A 21,859-nucleotide genomic window follows, 5' to 3' on the forward strand; every position below is an offset into this window, starting at 1 on the left:
AGGTTTTCGCATAGTAGGAACATCCAATTTTGCTGTGTTTACTTATGGAGTTTTTCCTAGTGATACTTATATCTAGACACAAAACTATAGCTTGAGAGCTAGTCATTTTCAGATAAGATTTAACTCTTCCTAATACTGGGTTTTGTTTGCTTTTCAGAGTCCTTTTCTACTAGAAACTGGAATGTATCCTATTTATAGTGGTAATCGCTAGAAATATGGTAGAATCAAAAAAAGAATCAGCTGCTTTTTTATGTAAATTTCAACCTGTGAAGTCTAAAAATTTTTAACTTTCTCCTTTCTTTTCCGAATAAATAGATAGTAGCAGTGAATCTAGCAAACCTAGATTAAAAAATGTGCTATAATAGAAGGAGGAAAAGGATGATTCTAAGACATCCGGGCATTAGCCCAACCAATGACTTGGTTGCTAAGAAGATTTTTAGTAATCCAGAGATCACTTGTCAATTTATTCGCGATATGTTGGATTTACCAGCCAAAAATGTGACCATTTTGGAGGGAAGTAACATTCATGTCTTGCCTTCCATGTCCTATTCAGCGCAGGATTTCTATACCAGTATAGACGTCTTGGCGGAGTTGGACAATGGGACACAGGTTATCATTGAGATTCAGGTTCATCATCAGAATTTTTTCATCAATCGCCTGTGGGCTTACCTGTGCAGTCAGGTTAATCAAAACCTTGAAAAAATCCGTCAACGTGAAGGTGATACCCACCAGAGCTACAAATACATTGCACCAGTTTACGCAATCGCAATTGTAGATAGCAACTACTTCTCGGACGATTTGGCTTTTCACAGCTTTAGTATGCGAGAAGATACGACAGGTGAGGTTTTAACTATCACAAATAACGGACAAGAAAACCATCTGGTTAAGATGGCGTTCTTGGAATTAAAAAAATATAGAGAAACCAGCAAAGACGAGGTTCGCAAGCCGTGGTTGGAGTTTTTCGGGAATAAACCCTTTACCCAGCAACCTGAGCGAGCCATCAGCCAGGCAGACCAACTGCTGGACTACAAGAGCTGGTCCGAGGAGGACAGGAGAATGTTTAGTGAACAACGCAGACGCGAAGAACAAGCCTTGTTAGCGCATGACTATGCCTTGGAACAAGCTGAGGAAAAAGGGTTGGAACGTGGTCGTGCAGAGGGTTTAGAGCGTGGACGAGCTGAGGGAGTTGAACAGGGATTGGAGCGCGGGAAAGTTGAAGGAAGGGAAGAAGGAAAACTTTTTGCCTTTCTGGATATGGTTCGTCAAGGTCTTCTAACACCTGAGGTTGCGAGTGAGCAATCAGGCATGACCGTGGCTGAGTTTGAAGAACTATTGAAAGAGCATCATAAATAAAACCTAAAAAATACAGAGAAACCAGCAAGGACGAGGTTCGTAAACCGTGGTTGGAGTTTTTCGGGAATAAACCCTTTACCCAGCACCCCGAGCGAGCCATCAGCCAGGCAGACCAACTGCTGGACTACAAGAGCTGGTCCGAGGAGGACAGGAGAATGTTTAGTGAACAACGCAGACGCGAAGAACAAGCCTTGTTAGCGCATGACTATGCCTTGGAACAAGCTGAGGAAAAAGGGTTGGAACGTGGTCGTGCAGAGGGTTTAGAACGTGGACGAGCTGAGGGAGTTGAACAGGGATTGGAGCGCGGGAAAGTTGAAGGAAGTTTGTCCATGCTACTAAATCTAGTCCGTCAAGGTCTTTTGCCTTCTGAAGTTGCCAGTCAACAGTTGGGTATGACTGTCTCTGAGTTTGAGGCACTATTGAAAGAGCATCATAAATAAGATCTAACAAATACAGAGAAACCAGCAAAGATAGTATTCGCAAACCGTGGTTGGAGTTTTTCGGGAATAAACCCTTTACCCAGCACCCTGAGCGAGCCATCAGCCAGGCAGACCAACTGCTGGATTACAAGAGCTGGTCCGAGGAGGACAGGAAAATGTTTAGTGAACTACGTATGCGAGAAGAACAAGCCTTGTTAGCACATGACTATGCCTTGGAACAAGCTGAAGAAAAAGGTTTAGAGCGTGGACTTGAACGTGGCCGTGCAGAGGGTTTAGAGCGTGGACGAGCTGAAGGAGTTGAACAAGGACTTGAACGTGGGAAAGCTGAAGGAAGTTTGTCTATGCTACTAAATCTAGTTCGTCAAGGTCTTCTGACACCTGAGGTTGCCAGTCAGCAACTGGGTATGACCGTGGCTGAGTTTGAGGCGCTTTTGTAAGTTAGGGGATGTATCTAGCTTTTCCCTCAAAATCTTATCAGAGTGCTAGGAAACTTACATCGTATTTCACTATTTTCAGCAGAATGCTTCTGTTGATTTTATATCGAAAAAATGGCGGATTTTATCTTTCTATAGATAGGGTCTGTTTTTTATTTATGTTAAATTTAAAATATTATCCATAATAAGGCTGATATATAAAGGTGTGCATATATATATATAATTGCAAGAAAATACTGTTATATCGGCTTTTTTGTTACTTTTTTAGCGTCTCCACGAGACTGCTAAAAACTTCGCGTTTTGCTGTTCAAATTTGCGAAAATAGGATATAATAATACTATCTCAGAATTTGTCTTTTGACAAGTGTGGGAATAAAAAGAAACATATCCTTTCTTTAAATACCTAAAATATTTAAGGGGGGGGTATTTTTTGGTACCTCCAGAAAGGGAAAACGAGAGGTAAGATAATGAGAAAATCATATCGTGATGATAATGGTGAAAAAATTTACCGTTACTCAATAAGGAAATATCATTTTGGGGCTGCTAGTGTTGCAGTGGCGGCTCTGATGTTCTTTGCGAATGGGGTGCAAGCGCAGGCCCCTGCAGTGTCTCCAGTAACAGCTAGTGATGTAGTTGCTGGACCTTCTGGAAATTCAGATGAGGATCCACAGGACTCAGATGAGGAGAGTCCTGAGAAAACGGCAGTAGTTGAACAACCTGTTGCCCTCAAATCAGCAGGAGAATCTAGCGCTCCAGAAGCTAAAACTGAAGAAGGAAGTCAAGAAGAATCAGAAGCTGAAGTTAAAAGTCTTCAGCCTGAGACTAAGATAGATGAGAACGCAGAAGCTCCTCAAGTGGCGAAGGAAAAAGATCAGGAAGGATCAGCGCCAGTAGCTGACACAAGTGTAGCCAAATCGACACAAAGCACCCTAGAAGCTTTGTTGGCAAATCTGACCTTAGACTCCATGAAGGCTCTCCACACTGAAGTAGAAGAAGGTCTCGCAAAGGCTAAGGCGGTCTTAGAGAATCCAAAAGCGACGCAAGCACAGGTTGATGAGCAAGTCAAACTCATGGAAGACCTGACTCGTCGGGTCAGGGAAGCTTTGTCACCTCAAGTTTCAACTCCTCCAGTCTTAGAAAAAGCAGGTCTGACAAACACTAGGCTGGATACTCCAGAGGGGACTGTACTAACTCCAAAGGAAGCTGTTACAAAAGTCCTAGAGAAGAATCCTGTAGCATCAACTAATGGAGAAGTTAGGACTCCATCAACTAAACTTTCAAAGCCAGAAGTTAGTGATAATCAGAACAAAGAAAAATTGAAAACGATTTCGAAAGATTTGTCTGCCTATCTGACACAGGCAAATGAAATCACACGTCCTGAGACTAAGAAACTTTTAGAAGGAGTAGAAGAAATTGTTAAATCAATTGAAGCTAGTGTATTACAACCTCAGTTAACACCAGCTGAAATTGAAGAACTCCTCAAAAAAGGAAAGCAAGCTGAGAAGAAACTTGCCTTAGCACTTACTCGTGAAAAATCAGGAAAACGTGATTTGCGAAATGGAAGTAGAATGGCGGAAGGTACTGATTTTAGAGCTAATCCAACGGCGCTAAATACAAAAAGGGCGTATATTGTGCAAAATGGAGACGGTTCAGGGTTGCCTGCCGAGACTTATTTGTATGCGATGAGAAGAGGCACTAATGATAGACTTCCTAGAGAAGATAATCAAGTAGCAGTGGAGGAGGCCTTAAACGAAGCAAAGATAACTGTTCGAAAAGATTCTAACGTTGAAGGAGACTACATCTGGACTGTTACTTTCAATACTCATAATCGAAGTCACCAAAATGCTTTGTATTGGTTTACTTTGCCTAAGGGACATATCATGAAAGATGCCCTTGCGGTTACCAGAAAAACAAGCGGTAGTAAGTCATATGGTGGAGGTCTACTAAATGATGATTGGCGTAGTAAAATAAAAGAACATTTGAGTGCGACTGAAGCGGATTATGGAAGTGCTGAAAATCATCATTTTACTGAAGCTTTTGATAGTGTAACTGACGTTACGGAAACCGATTATATCATAGGTTCTACTCAGAGAGTTCAAGCCAAACCAAATCAAACTCAGGCTTCATCAGCATATTATTATTTAGGACCTCTTTTTCATAAATTTACTCGACAACCTATAGGAAATACAGCTATTTCCGATGCTATTCAAGCCAAAGCAACTAAAAATATAGAGGTGTTAAAACAGAACAGCGACCAATTATACTATTTAAAATATAATGACTCTGGTACTGTAACAATTTCTTACAAGACGCATACAGATAATAAGTTTGCTCCACTTTATTATGGTGCTGGTATGAGGTCGTATGAATATTCATCTGGCCTAATGTACTTCATGGCGAGAGGTTTACAAGAAAAGCCGAATGCTCCGACAGTTGCGCCTAATAATGAGGGAACCGTGACAGTAACTCCTTATGCTGATTCTGCCCAAAATAAAAACGTAGATAAGGTAGACCTTACTTATACGAATACTAGTGGCGCAAATAAAACGGTGACCTTAATACGTAATGCTCAAAACGGAACGTGGACTAGTAGTGGGGATGGTGCGGATGGAATTCAAATCAATGGAAATTCATTCTCAGTAAAAGCAGGGCATGCTAAAGCTGGAACAGAAGTTAGTGCCATATCTTACTTTGGGAATAGTGATGCTAGTGATATACGTAAAGCGCCTGTGCCAACGGACGGAGTTCCGCCGGTAGTTAGTGTGAATGGAACTAAGCTTCCAACAAGTAAAAATAACTCAAACCCTGTTTTGTATGAGGTTGCTCAGGGCGAAAGATTCACTCCAACTATAAAAGTATGGGATAATTCAGGAAAAATCAATAATCTATCTATTGACAATACACCAGGTGGGGTTAATAAAGAAAAGTTCAGTCAAGATTTCCGTACTCAAACAACAGCCACGGAAGCTACTCCATACACTGCTCCAACTTTAGATGGTATAGTTGCTGATACTCAAACTCCAGGAGTTCATATAGCGGAAATCAGAACCCAAGATGGAAATGGTAATTCACAAACTTATTACTTTAACTACAAAATTAAACCAAAAGCACCAACAGTTACTATTCCTCAAAATCAAGGCGGGAAGCTAGTTTCCACAGAGCGTAGTATTTCGGGTACAGGTCAGCCTGGAGCAAAAGTAAAAATTACATTACAAGATGGAAGAACAGTTAGGGAAGTTACTGTTAAAAATAATGGTACATGGACATATGACTTAGCGTCGAATGAAAAACTAACACAAAATGATAAAGATTCGACCGTAAAAGCTTCTAATCCTATATCTGTGAAACAGGTTGTTAATAATATTGAATCAGTAGCGAAGACTGTGGATGTTCAAATGGGAAGAGCAATCTCTGTAGCTACACCTGTTAAGGCAGGACGAGATATTTCTGTTAAATTACCTCACGATACTGCATTATTTTATCTACAAATAAAAAATGGAAGTGATACTGTTCAATATGATGTTAAATTAGTTGACGGAAATTGGAAAATATTAAATGCAGATAAAGTTAGCACTACTGAGTTGACAGTATCTAATGGGAATAATATCTCTGAAAAAGTGTTTACTCTTCATATTAAGGATTCGAATAGAAAAGAAAATATTCCATTTAGAATTAATGATGACACTACTATACAAGTTCGTGCTCATTATGTTAATGGTAGCAATAATCCAGCGGATCCAACTAATGATGGAGGATGGTCTGTAGCAGCGCGAGCTACAAATACAGATCCAGCCATTGCAGTAGCAAATCAAAATACTACTTATATCTCAGATGGTACTTTGACAAAAGATAAGTTAAAAACACTTGTTAATGTAACAGATGCAGAAGATGACAATAATAAAACAGTTGGAAATAGTGCTAAAGAAAACTTAGATGTAACAGTTACGAAAAATGGACAATCTGTTGATTTAACAAATGGTAAAGCCTTAAAACAAGGAACGTACAATTTAACGTATACAACAACAGATGCTGCAGGAGTAAGAGTTACAAGAGAACATACTATTACAGTTTCATCACTTGCAGAGGCCTATGCGAACGATATTGTATATCCAACTGATAAAGTAGAATATGGTAATAATGATGTTACAAGTGGTAACTTTACGAAAAATATCAAAGGTAGTTTTGCTGAAAAGCTAAAACAAGTCAACCAAACGTTAAAAGGGAATCCTAAGTTTACAGCAGGGACAACAGATGAAACGAATAAAGTTGTCAAAGTGACTTTCTCTGATGGTTCAAGTATAGATGTTTCTCATGATAAAGTGGCTAAACCAACGGCGCCGGTAGTAACACCAAAAGGAGCGTATGCAGATTCACTAGACTCAACAGAGCGTAGTATTTCAGGGACTGGTATTGCAGGAGCAACTGTTAAGATTACGTTACAAAATAATAAAGAAGTTACAACAACAGTAGGAACTGACGGGAATTGGAAGTATGACTTAAAGGCTGGTGAAGTATTAACTCAAAATAAATTAGCAGATAACACTAGTGGTTACAACGGTAAACAAGTAATAGTTAAGCAAGTTTTTAATAATGTAGAATCTGATACGACGAGTAAAGATGTTCTGATTGGATTCCCTACTTTAGAAAATAGTGTTGCTGCGGGTCGTGATATTAACTTTACGTTACCTAAAGATGTAGGATTAGCCTACATTCAAATGAATGATTACAGAGAAGAAATAACAGTTAAAAAAGAGAATGGAACATGGAAACTTGGCGGGAATTTTGCGGGTAAATTAAACTTAGAAATAGTTTCACAAGCGAATCCTTCAATTACGAAATTCCATATTAGTGTCAAAGACCCTAAAACGGAATCAAATATTCCTTTCAGATTACAAGCTGGAGAAAATAAACTTCGCTTACGTATGCACAAAGCGGATGCTGCAGGAAATTCAGTTGGAAATTCTTCACAAATTTATGTAGGTGAAAATCAGACACGTGCTGATTGGGTACGTGCAAATGTAACTAATACAAAACCAACAATCACAAATAAAGTTGACAGTAAAGACACGTATGTAGCTAGTGACAAATTAACAAGAGCGAAACTTTTGGAATTAATGGTTGCCACAGATGTTGAGGATGATAATAATAAAACTGTAGGTCAAACGGCTAACCAAAAATTAACAGTGACTTCTATTACTAAAGACGGTAAAGCCTTCAATCTTAATGATACTGATTATCTGAAAAAAGGTAGCTATGTAGTAACGTACGGTACAAGTGATGCTGCTGGAACAGCTGCGGATTCTGTCACACGTACGATTGTAGTTAAGTCAATTGCAGATGTTACGACAATTAATTTAAATCAAAAAGAGACTTTCAATGCGTCAGATGTTACGGACAATAGTTTCACAGATGCTGTAAGAGGCAGATTTGTTGAAAAAATTAAACAACAAAATCAAAACTTGCCAACAACTGCTCGAGTAGAGAAAATGACAGATGCAGGTTTTGGAAACGTGGCTAAGATTACTTTTGAAGATGATTCTTACAAAGTTGTAACAGGAACAGAAATTGCAGTGCCAGTAGCGCCAACGTTTACAGGTTCGAGAGAATTTGGAAATGACTTAGGCTCAATAGAGAGAAGAATTGCAGGAACTGGTATTCCAGGAGCAACTGTTAAAATTACGTTACAAAATAATAAAGAAGTAACAACGAGAGTAGGTGCAAACGGAAATTGGGAATATGAACTTCGAAATGATGAATTATTAACTCAAAATGAGAAGCAAGATGCGAAGACAAAAGCGGCTAAAGGTGTTTCAATTAAACAAGAAATAAGTGGAATGACTTCGGCTTCAACGCTTGTTAAGGTTCGTTTAGGAGAAGCCAAATTTGAAGAAACTCCAGTTCAAGCAGGACGTGATATTGTTGTTCGTGTACCACATGATGCTAGCCGTTTCTATGTCATCATTGCAAGTAAAGACGGAAGTAAGTATCAGTATGGAATCAACAAAACGGATAATGGATGGCAAGTAGAAGAACAACATCAACCTTCAGGAAGTAGCACATTTACAGCTACTGGAAAAACAACAACTGACTTTACGGAAGAAAGAAGTACAAATCCAGCTGAGAAAGTATTTAAATTACACATTAAAGATACTCATACAAAAAATGATATTCCGTTCACTATTCCTTCGTCTAATAATAGTGTAATTGCTCGTGTTCACTATGATAATGAGGTAAATAATCCTTCTGGTGATTATGCAAGAGCAACAGCAACGAATACCTTACCAACAATAGATAAAAAACCAGATACTAAAGAGGTTTATCATGCTGATGGGACTTTAACTTTAGCTGCATTGAAAAATCTTGTTACTGTAAGCGATGCAGAGGATACCCCAGCTCAAGGACAGCCAAAAACTGTTGGAGAAGGAACTTTAACTGTAAGTATTCAAAAAGATGGGGAAACTATAACGTTAGGAAATAATGACTATCTAAAAGAAGGAACTTATACAATTACGTATAGTGCTGTTGATGCTGCAGGAAATTACAATAATCAGGGAAATGTTCAGGCGGTTACAAAACAAATTACAGTAACGGTAAAATCTCTTAAAAATGTTTATGAAAGTGGGATTAAAAACACATCTGTTGTGTTGCAAAAAGACGATATTCAAAATGGTGAATTAACACAAGCTGCAAAACAAAAGTTAGTAACAGAATTACAAAAAGTCAATACTCAATTGCCAACCAATACAATAATAACAGTAAGTAAAGGAAATGATGTTAATAATACTGTTGAAGTGACCTACTCTGATGGTACAAAAACGCAAATGCCATTAAATAGATTGGCAACTATTAATAGACCAACAATTAATGGAACGTTGACAGATGCTGATCGCACGGTATCAGGTACAAGTTTACCGAATGCGACAGTAACACTTACTTTACAAAATGATAATAGCATTACTACTACAGCTAATAGCAATGGTGAGTGGAGTGTTAGTTTACAAAATGGACAATATCTTCGAAAAAATGACGCTTCGAACACAAAAACATTAAATGTAAAACAAACATTTAAAAATCTGGAGAGCGGAATAACATCTGCAAATATTGCAGAAGGAAGAACATTCGAAGGACTTTCGTTGAAGTATCTTGCAGGAAGTTCTGTAACAATTTCGCCTACAACTGCATTAGTATATAAAGAACAAAATAATAAAAAATCTTTACCGAATTACTTAACGGTTGAATGGAAAACTGCTCCAAACACAACAACAGTAGGTGATAGCACTGCAACATTAGTTGTGAAAGAAAAAAATGTTGATAATACAACTACGAAACTAACAGAAGTAACTGTACCTGTTACAGTATATCCAACAGCTGTGGCGAAACAAAGTTCATTCCCAACTGTATTAGAAAAAGATCATAATCCAACAGATGGTGTGAAACCTACAACTCCACTACCACAAGGAAAGGACGCAGCAAATTATATTCAATTTAAAAATGAAAATAATGGAAATATAAATAAACCTGATGATGTGACAGTTGGATGGGAAAGCAAGCCGGTTACTACTACTCCAAATCCTAATCAAACTGGACGTGTTAAAATTACATATACAATCACAAATGCTGACGGACAAGAGGTTAGCAATAGTGAGTATGTTGATGTAAAAGTCCCTGTTTTACACGTTACACCGATAAAGACAGAAGTAGTTGCGACGTTTGGAGGAAACTTTGAAAGTACATCTAACAATTCTTCTACATATTATAATCATAATGGTAATGATAGTTGGACTTCTTCAGTTTGGAAATCTTCATCTAATAACTACTATTCAGAGTATGCAACATATACTAGAAGCGCTGATAAACAAAAAGCAAATTACCTAGGAAAAGTTAAAGATAGAATTCGAGCTTATGTTTCGGATACAAAATCTCAGAATTGGAATCTGTATGAGGAATTTGATGTAACGTTTACTGTTAAACCAATAACGCCGACAGTAGAAGGTGCTACAACCAGTGCAACAAGCTTGACAGTAAACAACGTGAATAGTGGAACAACTGTAGAGCTTTACGATGTAACTGACACCACTAAAGATCCTGTTAAGATTGGTGAAAAAGTAGTGGCTAAAGAAGGCAACTACGATAAGAAAGATAATATTTCAGTTCCGTTAACTCAAGGTCAAACTCTTGCTGCAGGTAGAAAAATTATCGCCAAAGTTGTGTATACTTCCGGTAACGATAAAACAGAATCTGATAACAGTTCAGAAGTCGTTATTAAACATCCGAAACCAGCAGAGTTGACGTCAACGACGAAAATGAATGGTGAAACAGAAATCAATATACCGACTGATGCTGATGAAGTAATGTTTAGTATTTCGAAAGATAATGGATCTGCGACTAAAGTGGTAGCGAAAAAATCAGAAAATTGGTCATTATCGAATGGACTTATATCAAAATCTCCAGATAACACATGGAAATTTGGCTCTCATGAAGATGGAACATACACAATAACAGCGGTAGCTACAGCTGGAAATGGTGAAACGAAGAGTGATGAAACTACAACAGTAATCACATCAAACTCACATAAAGTTACAAAAGTAGACATCATTAAGAAACCAACAGACACGTTGAGTGGAGACGATCTTCATACAACAAAAGGAATTGTTGGAATCGTAGATAACGGAACGAAAAAAGATTATGACCAAGCAGGAATCACATCTGTAACCTCAGTAGGGCAATTACCAAGTCTAACGCCAGGAAGCAATAGTGAAGTTCCAGTATTGATAACTTATGAAGATGGCTCAAAAGAAAACACAACCGTAACCTTGAAAGTAACGCAAACAGAGCCAGTAGCGCCAACGGTAGGACAATGGCAAAATGGTAATCTGAAAGTAACCCCAGATACAAACAACGGAGGAGATCGGATCGAGATACCGTTGAAAGAAGGCGGACCAGTCGTTGTCAAGAAAGGCGAAGACGGAGAGTGGAAAGTAGAAGGAAACCATCCAGAAGTTAAGGTAACAAACGGATCTATAGAAGTCCCAGCGGACAAAGTAGAAGATGGTGTGAAGGTAACAGCCAAATCAGGAGAAGGCGACTTTGAAAATAGCGCTAGCAGTACGCCTCACACGAAACAAAGTCACAGTGTGACTACAAATACACTAGTCAAACCATACAAACAAAATGTTACAGATAATGATTTGTTAGACGCTGTAAATGCTGAACACAAACAGTCTGCTAAGTTGAAAGATGGAACAAGCTATCCTACAACAGATGGTTTCCATGATATTGAACTTACAGTGACATATGAAGATGGTAGTACGGAAAATGTACCAGTGAAATATAAAATCACAGATGCTTCTAAAGGGACTATCGACCAAGCAGCTAAGGCTAAGAAAGATGAGATTGATAAGCGTACCGACTTGACGAAAGAAGAGAAGGACAAAGCGAAATCTGATGTTGATACAGCAGCAAAAGACGCTAAGAAAGCTATTGACGACGCGACAACTAACGATAAGGTAGAAGAAGCGAAGAATAATGGCAATACAGCTATCGATAACATCAACCCAACTGGCGATAAGAAATCTGAAGCTAAGAAAGAAATCGACAAAGCGGCTGAGACTAAGAAAGCTGAGATTGATAAGCGTACCGACTTGACGAAAGAAGAGAAGGACAAAGCGAAAACTGATGTTGATACAGCAGTAACTGTCGCTAAGAAAGCTATTGACGACGCGACAACTAACGATAAGGTAGATGAAGCAAAGAATAATGGCACTACCGCTATCGATAACATCAATCCAACTGGCGATAAGAAAGCAGCAGCTAAGAAAGAAATCGACCAAGCAGCTAAGGCTAAGAAAGATGAGATTGATAAGCGTACCGACTTGACGAAAGAAGAGAAGGACAAAGCGAAAACTGATGTTGATACAGCAGTAACTGTCGCTAAGAAAGCTATTGACGACGCGACAACTAACGATAAGGTAGATGAAGCAAAGAATAATGGCACTACCGCTATCAATAACATCAATCCAACTGGCGATAAGAAAGCAGCAGCTAAGAAAGAAATCGACCAAGCAGCTAAGGCTAAGAAAGATGAGATTGATAAGCGTACCGACTTGACGAAAGAAGAGAAGGACAAAGCGAAAACTGATGTTGATACAGCAGTAACTGTCGCTAAGAAAGCTATTGACGACGCGACAACTAACGATAAGGTAGATGAAGCGAAGAATAATGGCAAACAAGCTATCGATAACATCAATCCTCAGCCTGCTCCTCGTCCAAATTCAACTCCACGTCTTGACGACAGTGCTAACACTAACAACAGTGCTAATACCGACAATAGCAGTAATAGCAATACTAGTGGCGACACTGACAACAGTGCTAACACCAACAACGGCGGTACTACCACCCCTGCTGACAGCAATAGCAACAGTGTGACACCAGGTAACAGTGGCAACACTCCAGTCCCTGGTGTGACGACAGACGATAGTAGCAACACCACCCCTGCTACTCCATCATCTACTGTTGGACAGGCTCAAGCAAGTACTCCAGCTCAAGAAACACCAGTTTCTACATCTACTTCAAACAATTCAGACACTACAGTGACTTCTAGTGAGACTCGTTCTGTTGACAAGTCTGAACTTGCTCGATTGGTTGAAGAACTGGAAACTCGTTTGAAAGACTTGGATGGTATTGATCAATCTGTCATCGACGCTGCGAAGGTCATTCTCGGAGAGGGTCAAGCAGCCCTTAGAAATGCTGACTTGACAGAGGCAGGCTTGAGAGAGGTTACTGCTAAGGTCAAAGAAGCTCTCGAATCCTTGAAAGGCAAGCAAGCGACTAAGGATGAAGAAGAAACGAAAGAAACAAGCAAAGAGCAAGGTCATCTTCCATACGGCACGATGATTGGCAGCCTTCTCGCCCTTCTTGGTCTCCTTCTCTTCCTCATCGCTCGTCGCAAGAAAGAGTCAGAACTCAAGAAATTGACCAAGGAATTAACTAAGGTTCTTCAAGACGGCGACCTTACAAGTGTAGATGCGAAAGTTCTCGACCAAGCAAGAGAAGCTCTCGCTCAAGCAGTTGCCTTCCTAGCCAATGAGAAAGAGTCTGACCACACAGAAGATGAGTTGATTGATAAACTCAAAGCTATTCTTACTCAGTTAAGATAAGTTAAGCTTAGACTAGTCGGAAACTAGCTAGAATAGTACTCGAAAGAGCAACGGTGAAAGCCGTTGCTCTTTTTGAAATTTTTTCGTATTTCATAAACATTTCATATTTGAGTTTTATAATAGTCTTACAAATATGGAGGTGACAAATGAATCCAATCCAAAGAGCTTGGGCTTATGTCAGCAGAAAGCGACTGAGAAGTTTTATTTTATTTCTGATTTTATTGGTCCTATTAGGCGGAATTTCAGCCTGTTTGACTCTGATGAAGTCCAACAAAACGGTGGAAACCAATCTTTATAAATCACTCAATACCTCTTTTTCTATTAAGAAGATAGAAAATGGTCAGACATTCAAGTTGTCAGAGTTAGCGGCTGTGAACAAGATTAAGGGACTGGAAAATGTCTCTCCTGAACTGGAGACGATTGCAAAATTAAAAGACAAGGAAGCGGTGAGTGGCGAGCAGAGCGTAGAACGTGATGATTTGTCAGCAGCGGATAAGAATTTGGTTAGCTTAACGGCTCTTGAAGATTCATCTAAGGATGTTACCTTTACCAGCTCGGCTTTCAACTTAAAAGAAGGGCGACATCTTCAAAAAGGGGATTCTAAGAAAATCCTGATCCACGAAGAGTTGGCTAAGAAGAATAGTCTTTCCCTTCATGATAAGATTAGCTTAGATGCTGGACAGTCTGAAGCTAGCAAAGAGCAAACAGTTGAGTATGAAATTGTTGGTATCTTTTCTGGTAAAAAACAGGAGAAATTCACAGGCTTGTCTTCTGACTTCAGTGAAAATCAAGTCTTTACAGACTATGACAGTAGCCAAACTCTTTTGGGAAATAGTGAACCGCAAGTCAGTGCAGCGCGCTTCTATGTAGAAAATCCTAAGGAAATGGACGGACTCATGGAGCAGGTAGAAAACTTGGCCTTGGAAAATCAAGGCTATCAAGTCGAAAAGGAAAACAAGGCTTTTGAACAAATCAAAGACTCAGTTGCAACCTTCCAAACCTTTCTGACCATCTTCCTTTATGGAATGTTGATAGCAGGAGCCGGAGCCTTAATTCTTGTTTTGTCTCTCTGGTTGAGAGAAAGGGTCTACGAAGTGGGAATTTTACTGGCACTTGGAAAAGGCAAGAGCTCGATCTTCCTACAGTTCTGTTTGGAGGTAGTTTTGGTATCTCTCGGTGCTTTGCTTCCAGCATTTGTTGCAGGAAACGCCATCACATCTTACCTACTCCAAACTGTCCTATCCAGTGGAGATCAGGCAAGTTTACAAGATACGCTAGCTAAAGCAAGCAGTTTATCAACCAGCATCCTATTTTTTGCAGAATCCTATGTTTTTTTAGTTCTGCTTAGTTGCTTATCTGTAGCCCTTTGCTTCCTATTCTTATTTAGAAAATCGCCTAAGGAAATTTTATCATCTATTAGTTAAGAAGGAGAAATCATGACTTTATTACAATTACAAGATCTTACCTACCGTTATAAGAACACTGCTGAGGCAGTTTTATATCAGATCAATTATCATTTTGAACCCGGGAAATTTTACAGTATTATTGGTGAGTCAGGAGCAGGAAAATCCACTCTTTTGTCCCTACTTGCTGGTCTAGATAGTCCTGTTGAAGGTTCTATCCTTTTTCAAGGAGAGGATATTCGTAAGAAGGGCTATTCTTACCATCGCATGCACCATATTTCCCTGGTCTTTCAAAATTATAACTTGATAGATTATCTTTCTCCACTGGAAAATATCCGCTTGGTCAATAAAAAGGCAAGCAAGGATACACTGCTTGAGCTTGGTTTGGATGAAAGTCAGATCAAGCGGAATGTTCTCCAGTTATCAGGTGGTCAACAGCAACGTGTTGCCATTGCTCGTAGTTTGGTCTCAGAAGCTCCAGTTATTCTAGCGGATGAGCCAACAGGAAATCTAGACCCTAAAACTGCTGGAGATATTGTCGAACTGCTCAAATCACTTGCCCAGAAAACAGGTAAATGTGTCATTGTCGTAACTCACAGCAAAGAAGTGGCACAAGCATCAGATATTACACTTGAGTTGAAGGACAAGAAACTGACTGAAACTCGCAATACTAGTAAATAATTTAAGCTTGTTTTGATAGAATTATAAAATCAAACCTAGAAAGGAAACCTATGTTACACAACGCATTTGCCTATGTTACAAGGAAGTTTTTCAAATCGATTGTCATCTTCCTGATTATTCTCCTCATGGCGAGCTTAAGTTTGGTTGGCTTGTCGATCAAGGGAGCTACTGCCAAGGCTTCTCAGGAGACCTTTAAAAATATCACCAATAGCTTCTCCATGCAAATCAATCGTCGCGTCAATCAAGGAACGCCACGTGGTGCTGGGAATATCAAGGGTGAGGACATCAAAAAAATCACCGAAAACAAGGCCATTGAGTCTTATGTGAAACGCATCAATGCTATCGGGGATTTGACTGGATATGACCTTATCGAAACGCCAGATACCAAGAAAAATCTGACCCCTGACCGTGCCAAACATTTTGGAAGTAGCTTGATGATTACAGGTGTCAATGACTCCTCTAAAGAAGACAAGTTTGTCTCTGGTTCTTATAAGCTGGTCGAAGGTGAGCACCTAACCAACGATGACAAGGACAAGATTCTCCTGCACAAGGACTTGGCAGCCAAACACGGCTGGAAAGTAGGGGACAAGGTCAAACTAGACTCTAATATCTACGATGCAGACAATGAAAAAGGAGCCAAGGAAACAGTCGAAGTGACAATCAAGGGACTCTTTGATGGCCACAATAAGTCAGCAGTAACCTACTCACAAGAACTCTATGAAAATACAGCTATCACAGACATTCACACTGCTGCAAAACTTTATGGATACACAGAAGACACAGCTATTTACGGGGACGCTACCTTCTTTGTAACAGCGGACAAGAACTTGGATGATGTTATGAAAGAGTTGAATGGCATCAGTGGTATCAACTGGAAGAGCTATACACTCGTTAAAAGCTCATCTAACTACCCAGCTCTTGAGCAATCCATCTCTGGTATGTACAAGATGGCCAACCTCCTCTTCTGGGGTAGCTTGAGTTTCTCAGTTCTTCTCCTTGCCCTCTTGCTCAGCCTTTGGATCAATGCCCGTCGCAAGGAAGTGGGAATTCTCCTCTCTATCGGTCTCAAGCAGGCAAGTATCTTGGGTCAATTCATCACCGAATCCATCTTGATTGCCATCCCTGCTCTCGTTTCTGCTTACTTCCTAGCCAACTACACAGCTCGTGCGATTGGAAATACTGTCCTTGCCAATGTGACTTCAGGTGTTGCCAAACAGGCTAGCAAGGCGGCTCAAGCCTCTAACCTTGGTGGTGGTGCAGAAGTAGATGGCTTTAACAAGACCTTGTCAAGCCTAGATATTTCCATTCAGACATCAGACTTTATCATCGTCTTTGTCCTTGCTTTAGTTCTAGTGGTTCTTGTTATGGCGCTTGCTTCAAGCAATCTCCTTAGAAAACAACCAAAAGAGCTCTTGCTGGATGGTGAATAATACTGATGCCAGACTGAAAAATGAAGCTAGCAACTGAAAGTTCTAAAATGATAAATGAAGCAGAAAGCAATGGTGAAAATCATTGCTTTCAGTTGCTTTCGTTGTACTTTAGTACTTAAATATGATATACTAATGTTATGGAATTTATTAGAAAGGAGTTTCGCAACTTATATATGGAATTGTGTATAAAAATCTATAGATAAATCTGTAGAAGCCTATCCATATCGCAAACATAGGCTAGTAGACCTAGGCAGGGTCTACCTTGGAAAATATAGAATAGTGAGGAAAAATAAATATTATGAGACAAACAAATGTTAGAGGAAGCTTATCCCTCCGTGGTTTTAGAAAATTAAGAACGGGTGCAATTGTTGCGACAGGTGTGATTTTGCTAGGTCTGGGCTTTTTAGCTCCAACTGTGTCAGCCAGTGAACAAGATGGTGTCTGGGTAGCCAGAACAGTTGAGGAAGTGAAAGCTGACCTTCAAAAAGAAGGTGATTTATTTAAGTATGTCATTAAGTGGGGAGATACATTAAGTGTTATCAGCGAAGCAAGCAATATCCCTGTAGATGTACTCCAAGAAATGAATCAAGCTTCAGGCAAGAATTTATTCTTACCGCACAATGAATTGTACTTTACCGAAGCTGAAACGGTTTCAGATACAGTCACAAAACACAAGATTGTCATCAAAGAAAGTGGTGCAAGTGGCGAAGTTCGCACTTACGAAGTCTTGCTCAAGAAAGATCAGGAAACAAAAGCTGTTACCTTTGAATTAACAGATGTCACTGAGAAAGTTGAAAAAATGGCTGTAAACTATAGCCCAGTCTATCAGCCTGTATCAGCACCAGTAGTGGAAAGAGCAGAAGAATCAGGTGAAGAGCCTGCCTCAGAAACATCAGCTGTGACAAGCCCAGAAGTTAAAGAAGAAACAGAAGCTCCAGTAGCACCAAAAGCAGAAGACGAAGCGACTACACCGGCACCAAAAGAAACAGCACCAGAGGTGGTAACACCAGCTGAATCAAACGCAGAAGTGGCAACAGAATCAGCAGAGCCAGAGGTAGCGAAACCAGCTGTACCAAAAGAAGAGAAGCCAGCGACTCCAGCGCCAAAAGTGGAAGAGCCAACTACTCCAACACCTAAAGAAGATGTAACTGAAGGAAAAATAGAAGCGCCGAAAGTTGAACAACCAGAGGCGTCAGCTGAACCAACAGAACCAGCGCCAGTGGTAGAGGAAGGCACTTCAGGAGAACAAGATCAACCAGCAGAAGAAACCCCAGCACCATCAAAACCAGAAACACCATCTTCAACAGAAGAAGTAGCAAAGGAAGCTGAAGGAACAGAGCCAGAGGCAGCGAAACCAACTGAACCAAAAGTAGAAGCTCCAACAGAATCTACTGAAGCTTCAGGAATTTCAGTAGAATCAATACCTGAAGGAACAGTGGAATCAGAATCAACTCCAAAAGAAACAGGTGAAGAAGAGAGACTAGCACCTAAAGAAGATGCATCAGAAGGAACTACACCAGGTGCAACAGCAGAAGAAGGAACTTCAGACGTAACTCCAGAGGGAACAGGAGAAGCTTCAGGAGCAACATCTACAATTCCTACAGGTGATTCAACAGCTACCCAACCAAGTGATTCAACTTCGTCACCGGTCGCATCAGGCGAGTCCAATTCTACTACACAACCATCTGGAGAATCAGGTAACTCTGAAACAATTGCAGAACCTTCCAATACTCCATCTGCAGATGCTACAAATGATTCAGGCAATTCAGAGTCATCAAGTCCGGTAACAGAAGATACTACTTCAAATGTGGAAACTACAGAACAACCTGTAGCTTCGAATCCAAGTTCAGAAGCGTCAGCGCCGTCAACTGAGGATTCAGCTACAGGAGATACACTAACTCCAGGAACCTCGACAAATACAGATGAATCTGGCAAGCAATCAGTTGATTCATCGCATTCAGGAGCAGAATCAGTAACTGAAGTAACAGGAGAAGCTTCAGAAACAACACCAGAAGTAACAGAAAAAGAAGCAAAAGCAGAACCAGGAACATCTGCAACTGTGGAATCAGCACCAGCTTCAACAGAATCAGCGGCAAATGGAGCTGAAGGAACAGAAGGAGTAACTCCGAAAGTTGAGGAGACAGCGCCAGCAGGAGAAGAAGGTAACGTCGAAACATCAAATAATCCATCAACAGGTGCTACAACTAGTACTGATTCAGGTGGATCCACTAAGGTAACAGACGCTACTCCTTCAAATGATGAAACTACAGAACAATCAGGAAGTTCAGCTCCGAAAGCAGAAGTTTCAGAAACACCAGTGGTAGAGGGTACAACTTCGGAAAATAAAGAAGAACAACCAGCTCCAAAAGAAGTGGGAACAACAGCAGGAGATGAAGGAAAAGAAGAGAAAGAAGCTGATGAGCAATCAGGGGATTCAACAGAACCATCAACTGTTTCTGAAGGTGGGTCGCCAGCTACACAACCAGCTAGAGAAGAAGGTAAATCTGAAAAAGAACCGAAAGTAGAGGAACAACCATCAGCTCCAGAAGTATCGAATGAGGGAGCAGAATCAACAGAGCCAGATTCAGAGGTTGCCAAACCAGCTGGAGATTCAGTATCATCTACAAGTGAGTCAAATGAGGATGGCAATTCAACTCCTTCAACGTTGACTTCTGATGAAACAGAAGAAGCTGAGCAAAAAACTCCAGAAGTAACGTCAGAAACTTCAACTACTCCATCTGTAGATGCTACAAATGATTCAAGCGATTCAGAGTCATCACATTCAGTAACAGAAGGCAATAAAGAAGAAACAAATTCACAAAATGCTGAAGCCTCAACTGGAGACGGAAACTCAGAATCAACAACATCAACTTCTGATAAAGCAAAAAGAGAAGAAGTAGTAAATGGAACTGAAGAAACAGACGGAGCTAATGTAGAATCTGAACAGAAAGCAGAAACTCCGAAAGTTGAAGAGTCAGAGGCTACAACTTCAGGAAATCAAGGTCAACCAGTAGAAGAATCTTCAGAAACAAAAGAAGCAGAATCAACTCCAGTAACGGACAATGTCCCTTCAAATAATCCATCAACAGACGCTACTCCTTCAAATGATGAAACTACAGAACAACCTGGAATTTCAGCTCCGAAAGCAGAAGATTCGGCTGGAGATACAACAGTTACACAACCAGCTGGAACAGAAACATCGAAAGAAACAGAATCAGCAGCTGCAACGGAGGAAGAAAAAGAGTTGAATACAGCATTAGAGGAAGCTAAGAAAGAAAATTTGACAAATATTGACTCTATTTATGCTGATAAATTAGCTGCGATTGAAAAAGTTGCAGATGAATCTGATAAAACTTCTTTTAAAGCGAAATTAGAAGAGTTGAAAACAAAGGCTATTGCAGAAATCCAAGCAGCGCCAGATGATGAAACTGCATCAGAGATTACAGATAAATATCAGAATGAGATTCTCGCTTTAGAAGTTCCTGGTGAGGAAATTACATCTCCTAACTATAACAAGGATGGCTTATCAAATGGACGTAATGATGGAACTACAATTGATAATGGAAGTACGGTAATAGGGCATGGTTCAGGAGAAGTATCTTCAGGAGTAACGCAACCAGAAGCAGGAACAGAAGCTACACAGCCAGCGACTTCAGCAAACGCAACTACAACAGAAAACTCAGAAACTACTCAGCCAACAACAGAAAATACAAGTTTCAGAAATGCTCCTTCATATCAACCAAGAGCAAGAAGAGTAGCTCGTGCAGCAGGAGAACAAGAGGGTACAGTAAATATTAGTTATAATTTTGCTGGGATGCCAGATATAAATGGTTTTTTCGCTGATCCAGGGGAAAATAATACAGTAAAAATTCCAAACAATGCCACAGAAGAACAAGCTAAACAACTGGTAAAAGCAAAAATAGATGCGAAAATAGCTGATTTGAAAAAACACGGTTACAATGTTAAGAATGAGATAATTTTTGAAGAAAATACGCAAGTGAAAAATTATAACTATATAGTAGTATTTTCAAAAGAAACTCAAGGGACATCAACATTCAGAATTGCACCAAAAGTTCAAGTTAGAGCTAAAAAAGTTGTAAAAAGAGATTTATCTAATAAAACTAAAAAAATAAATATCTACTATAATTTAACAGCTCTTAAAGATATAGCTGGAGCATTAGGTGAAGTAGGAGAAAATAATCTTTTAACTTTACCAGGTAATGCAACTAAAGAAGATATTAAAAAAGCTGTTGTAGAAAAAACAAAAGCACAAATTGAGAAACTGAAAAAACAAGGCTTTACAGTTAAGTCCACAACAGACTTGGATCAAATCGTTGAGGGTGGAGATAGCTATGATTATGTTGTAGAATTCACAAAAGAATCCAAAACACAGCCAGTAGGAACTACAGGTTTCAGAATGGCTCCAGCAGTTCAACCACGCGCTAGCAGAAATCGTAGAAGTTTAGAACAGCCAGCTCCTCAAAAGGTCAAATTAAATGTTTTTTATAACTTTGATCAAATGAAAGATATTGCAGGTTTCCTAGGCGCTATTAATGAAACTTCTCTTGAAGTCGCAGCGGGTTCAACAAATGAACAGGTGAAAGCAGCGGTCAAGAGCCAAGTTGATGCTAAGAAAGACGAGTTGAGCAAACGCGGCTATACTTTCAAAGAGGACTATGTCTATCAAGCTAATGGGAAAGATTATAATTACGTTGTAACATTTTCAAAAGCAGCTAAATAACTTCCATTCCATAGAGAGCCCAATGCAAGCAGAGAGAGCGATAGGCTCTCTTTGTTTTATATAGTGGTCAGTTGCTTACAGACAAAAGGCCAGTAAGAGGCTATAATAGAAAATAGAGTAGGTATTTATACTCTTCGAAAATCTCTTCAAACCGCGTCAGCTTCCATCTGCANNTAGCTTCCTAGTTTGCTTTTTGATTTTCATTGAGTATAAGAAAAATAA

The 21,859-nt window shown here is 39.7% G+C and carries 6 protein-coding genes and 2 pseudogenes; all 8 read left to right on the top strand.

From position 1 onward, the window contains the following. Positions 1-378 precede the first annotated feature (378 nt). The 8 genes and pseudogenes from HT696_RS03480 to HT696_RS10670 all read left to right on the top strand — a co-directional run bounded on the left by HT696_RS03480 (position 379) and on the right by HT696_RS10670 (position 21,637). Positions 379-1,353, top strand: a complete 975-nt coding sequence (locus HT696_RS03480; protein WP_055387790.1) for an Rpn family recombination-promoting nuclease/putative transposase — start codon at positions 379-381, stop codon at positions 1,351-1,353. 5 nt (positions 1,354-1,358) lie between these two features. Next, positions 1,359-1,793, top strand: a pseudogene (locus tag HT696_RS03485) (hypothetical protein); the annotation flags it as partial. 8 nt (positions 1,794-1,801) lie between these two features. Further along, positions 1,802-2,230 (top strand): annotated as a pseudogene (locus HT696_RS03490) (hypothetical protein); the annotation flags it as partial. A gap of 463 nt (positions 2,231-2,693) precedes the next feature. Further along, a complete protein-coding gene (locus tag HT696_RS10665; protein ID WP_240150243.1) occupies positions 2,694-13,382 on the top strand; it encodes a DUF1542 domain-containing protein in 10,689 nt (3,562 codons plus the stop codon). 146 nt (positions 13,383-13,528) lie between these two features. Next, a complete protein-coding gene (locus HT696_RS03520; protein WP_173283335.1) occupies positions 13,529-14,806 on the top strand; it encodes an ABC transporter permease in 1,278 nt (425 codons plus the stop codon). A gap of 12 nt (positions 14,807-14,818) precedes the next feature. After that, entirely contained in the window at positions 14,819-15,466 is a 648-nt protein-coding gene (vex2, locus tag HT696_RS03525; RefSeq protein WP_112445063.1) for an ABC transporter ATP-binding subunit Vex2, read from the top strand. A 50-nt stretch (positions 15,467-15,516) separates the two neighbouring features. Beyond that, on the top strand, positions 15,517-16,896 hold the full coding sequence (gene vex3 / locus HT696_RS03530) for an ABC transporter permease subunit Vex3 (RefSeq protein ID WP_138700809.1): 1,380 nt from the start codon (positions 15,517-15,519) through the stop codon (positions 16,894-16,896). Between the two features lie 298 nt (positions 16,897-17,194). Then, positions 17,195-21,637: a hypothetical protein gene (locus HT696_RS10670; RefSeq protein WP_240150244.1), complete on the top strand. Its 4,443-nt coding sequence runs from the start codon at positions 17,195-17,197 to the stop codon at positions 21,635-21,637. Positions 21,638-21,859 lie beyond the last annotated feature (222 nt).

The sequence above is a fragment of the Streptococcus sp. 9903 genome (assembly GCF_013276625.1).
GTDB lineage: Bacteria > Bacillota > Bacilli > Lactobacillales > Streptococcaceae > Streptococcus.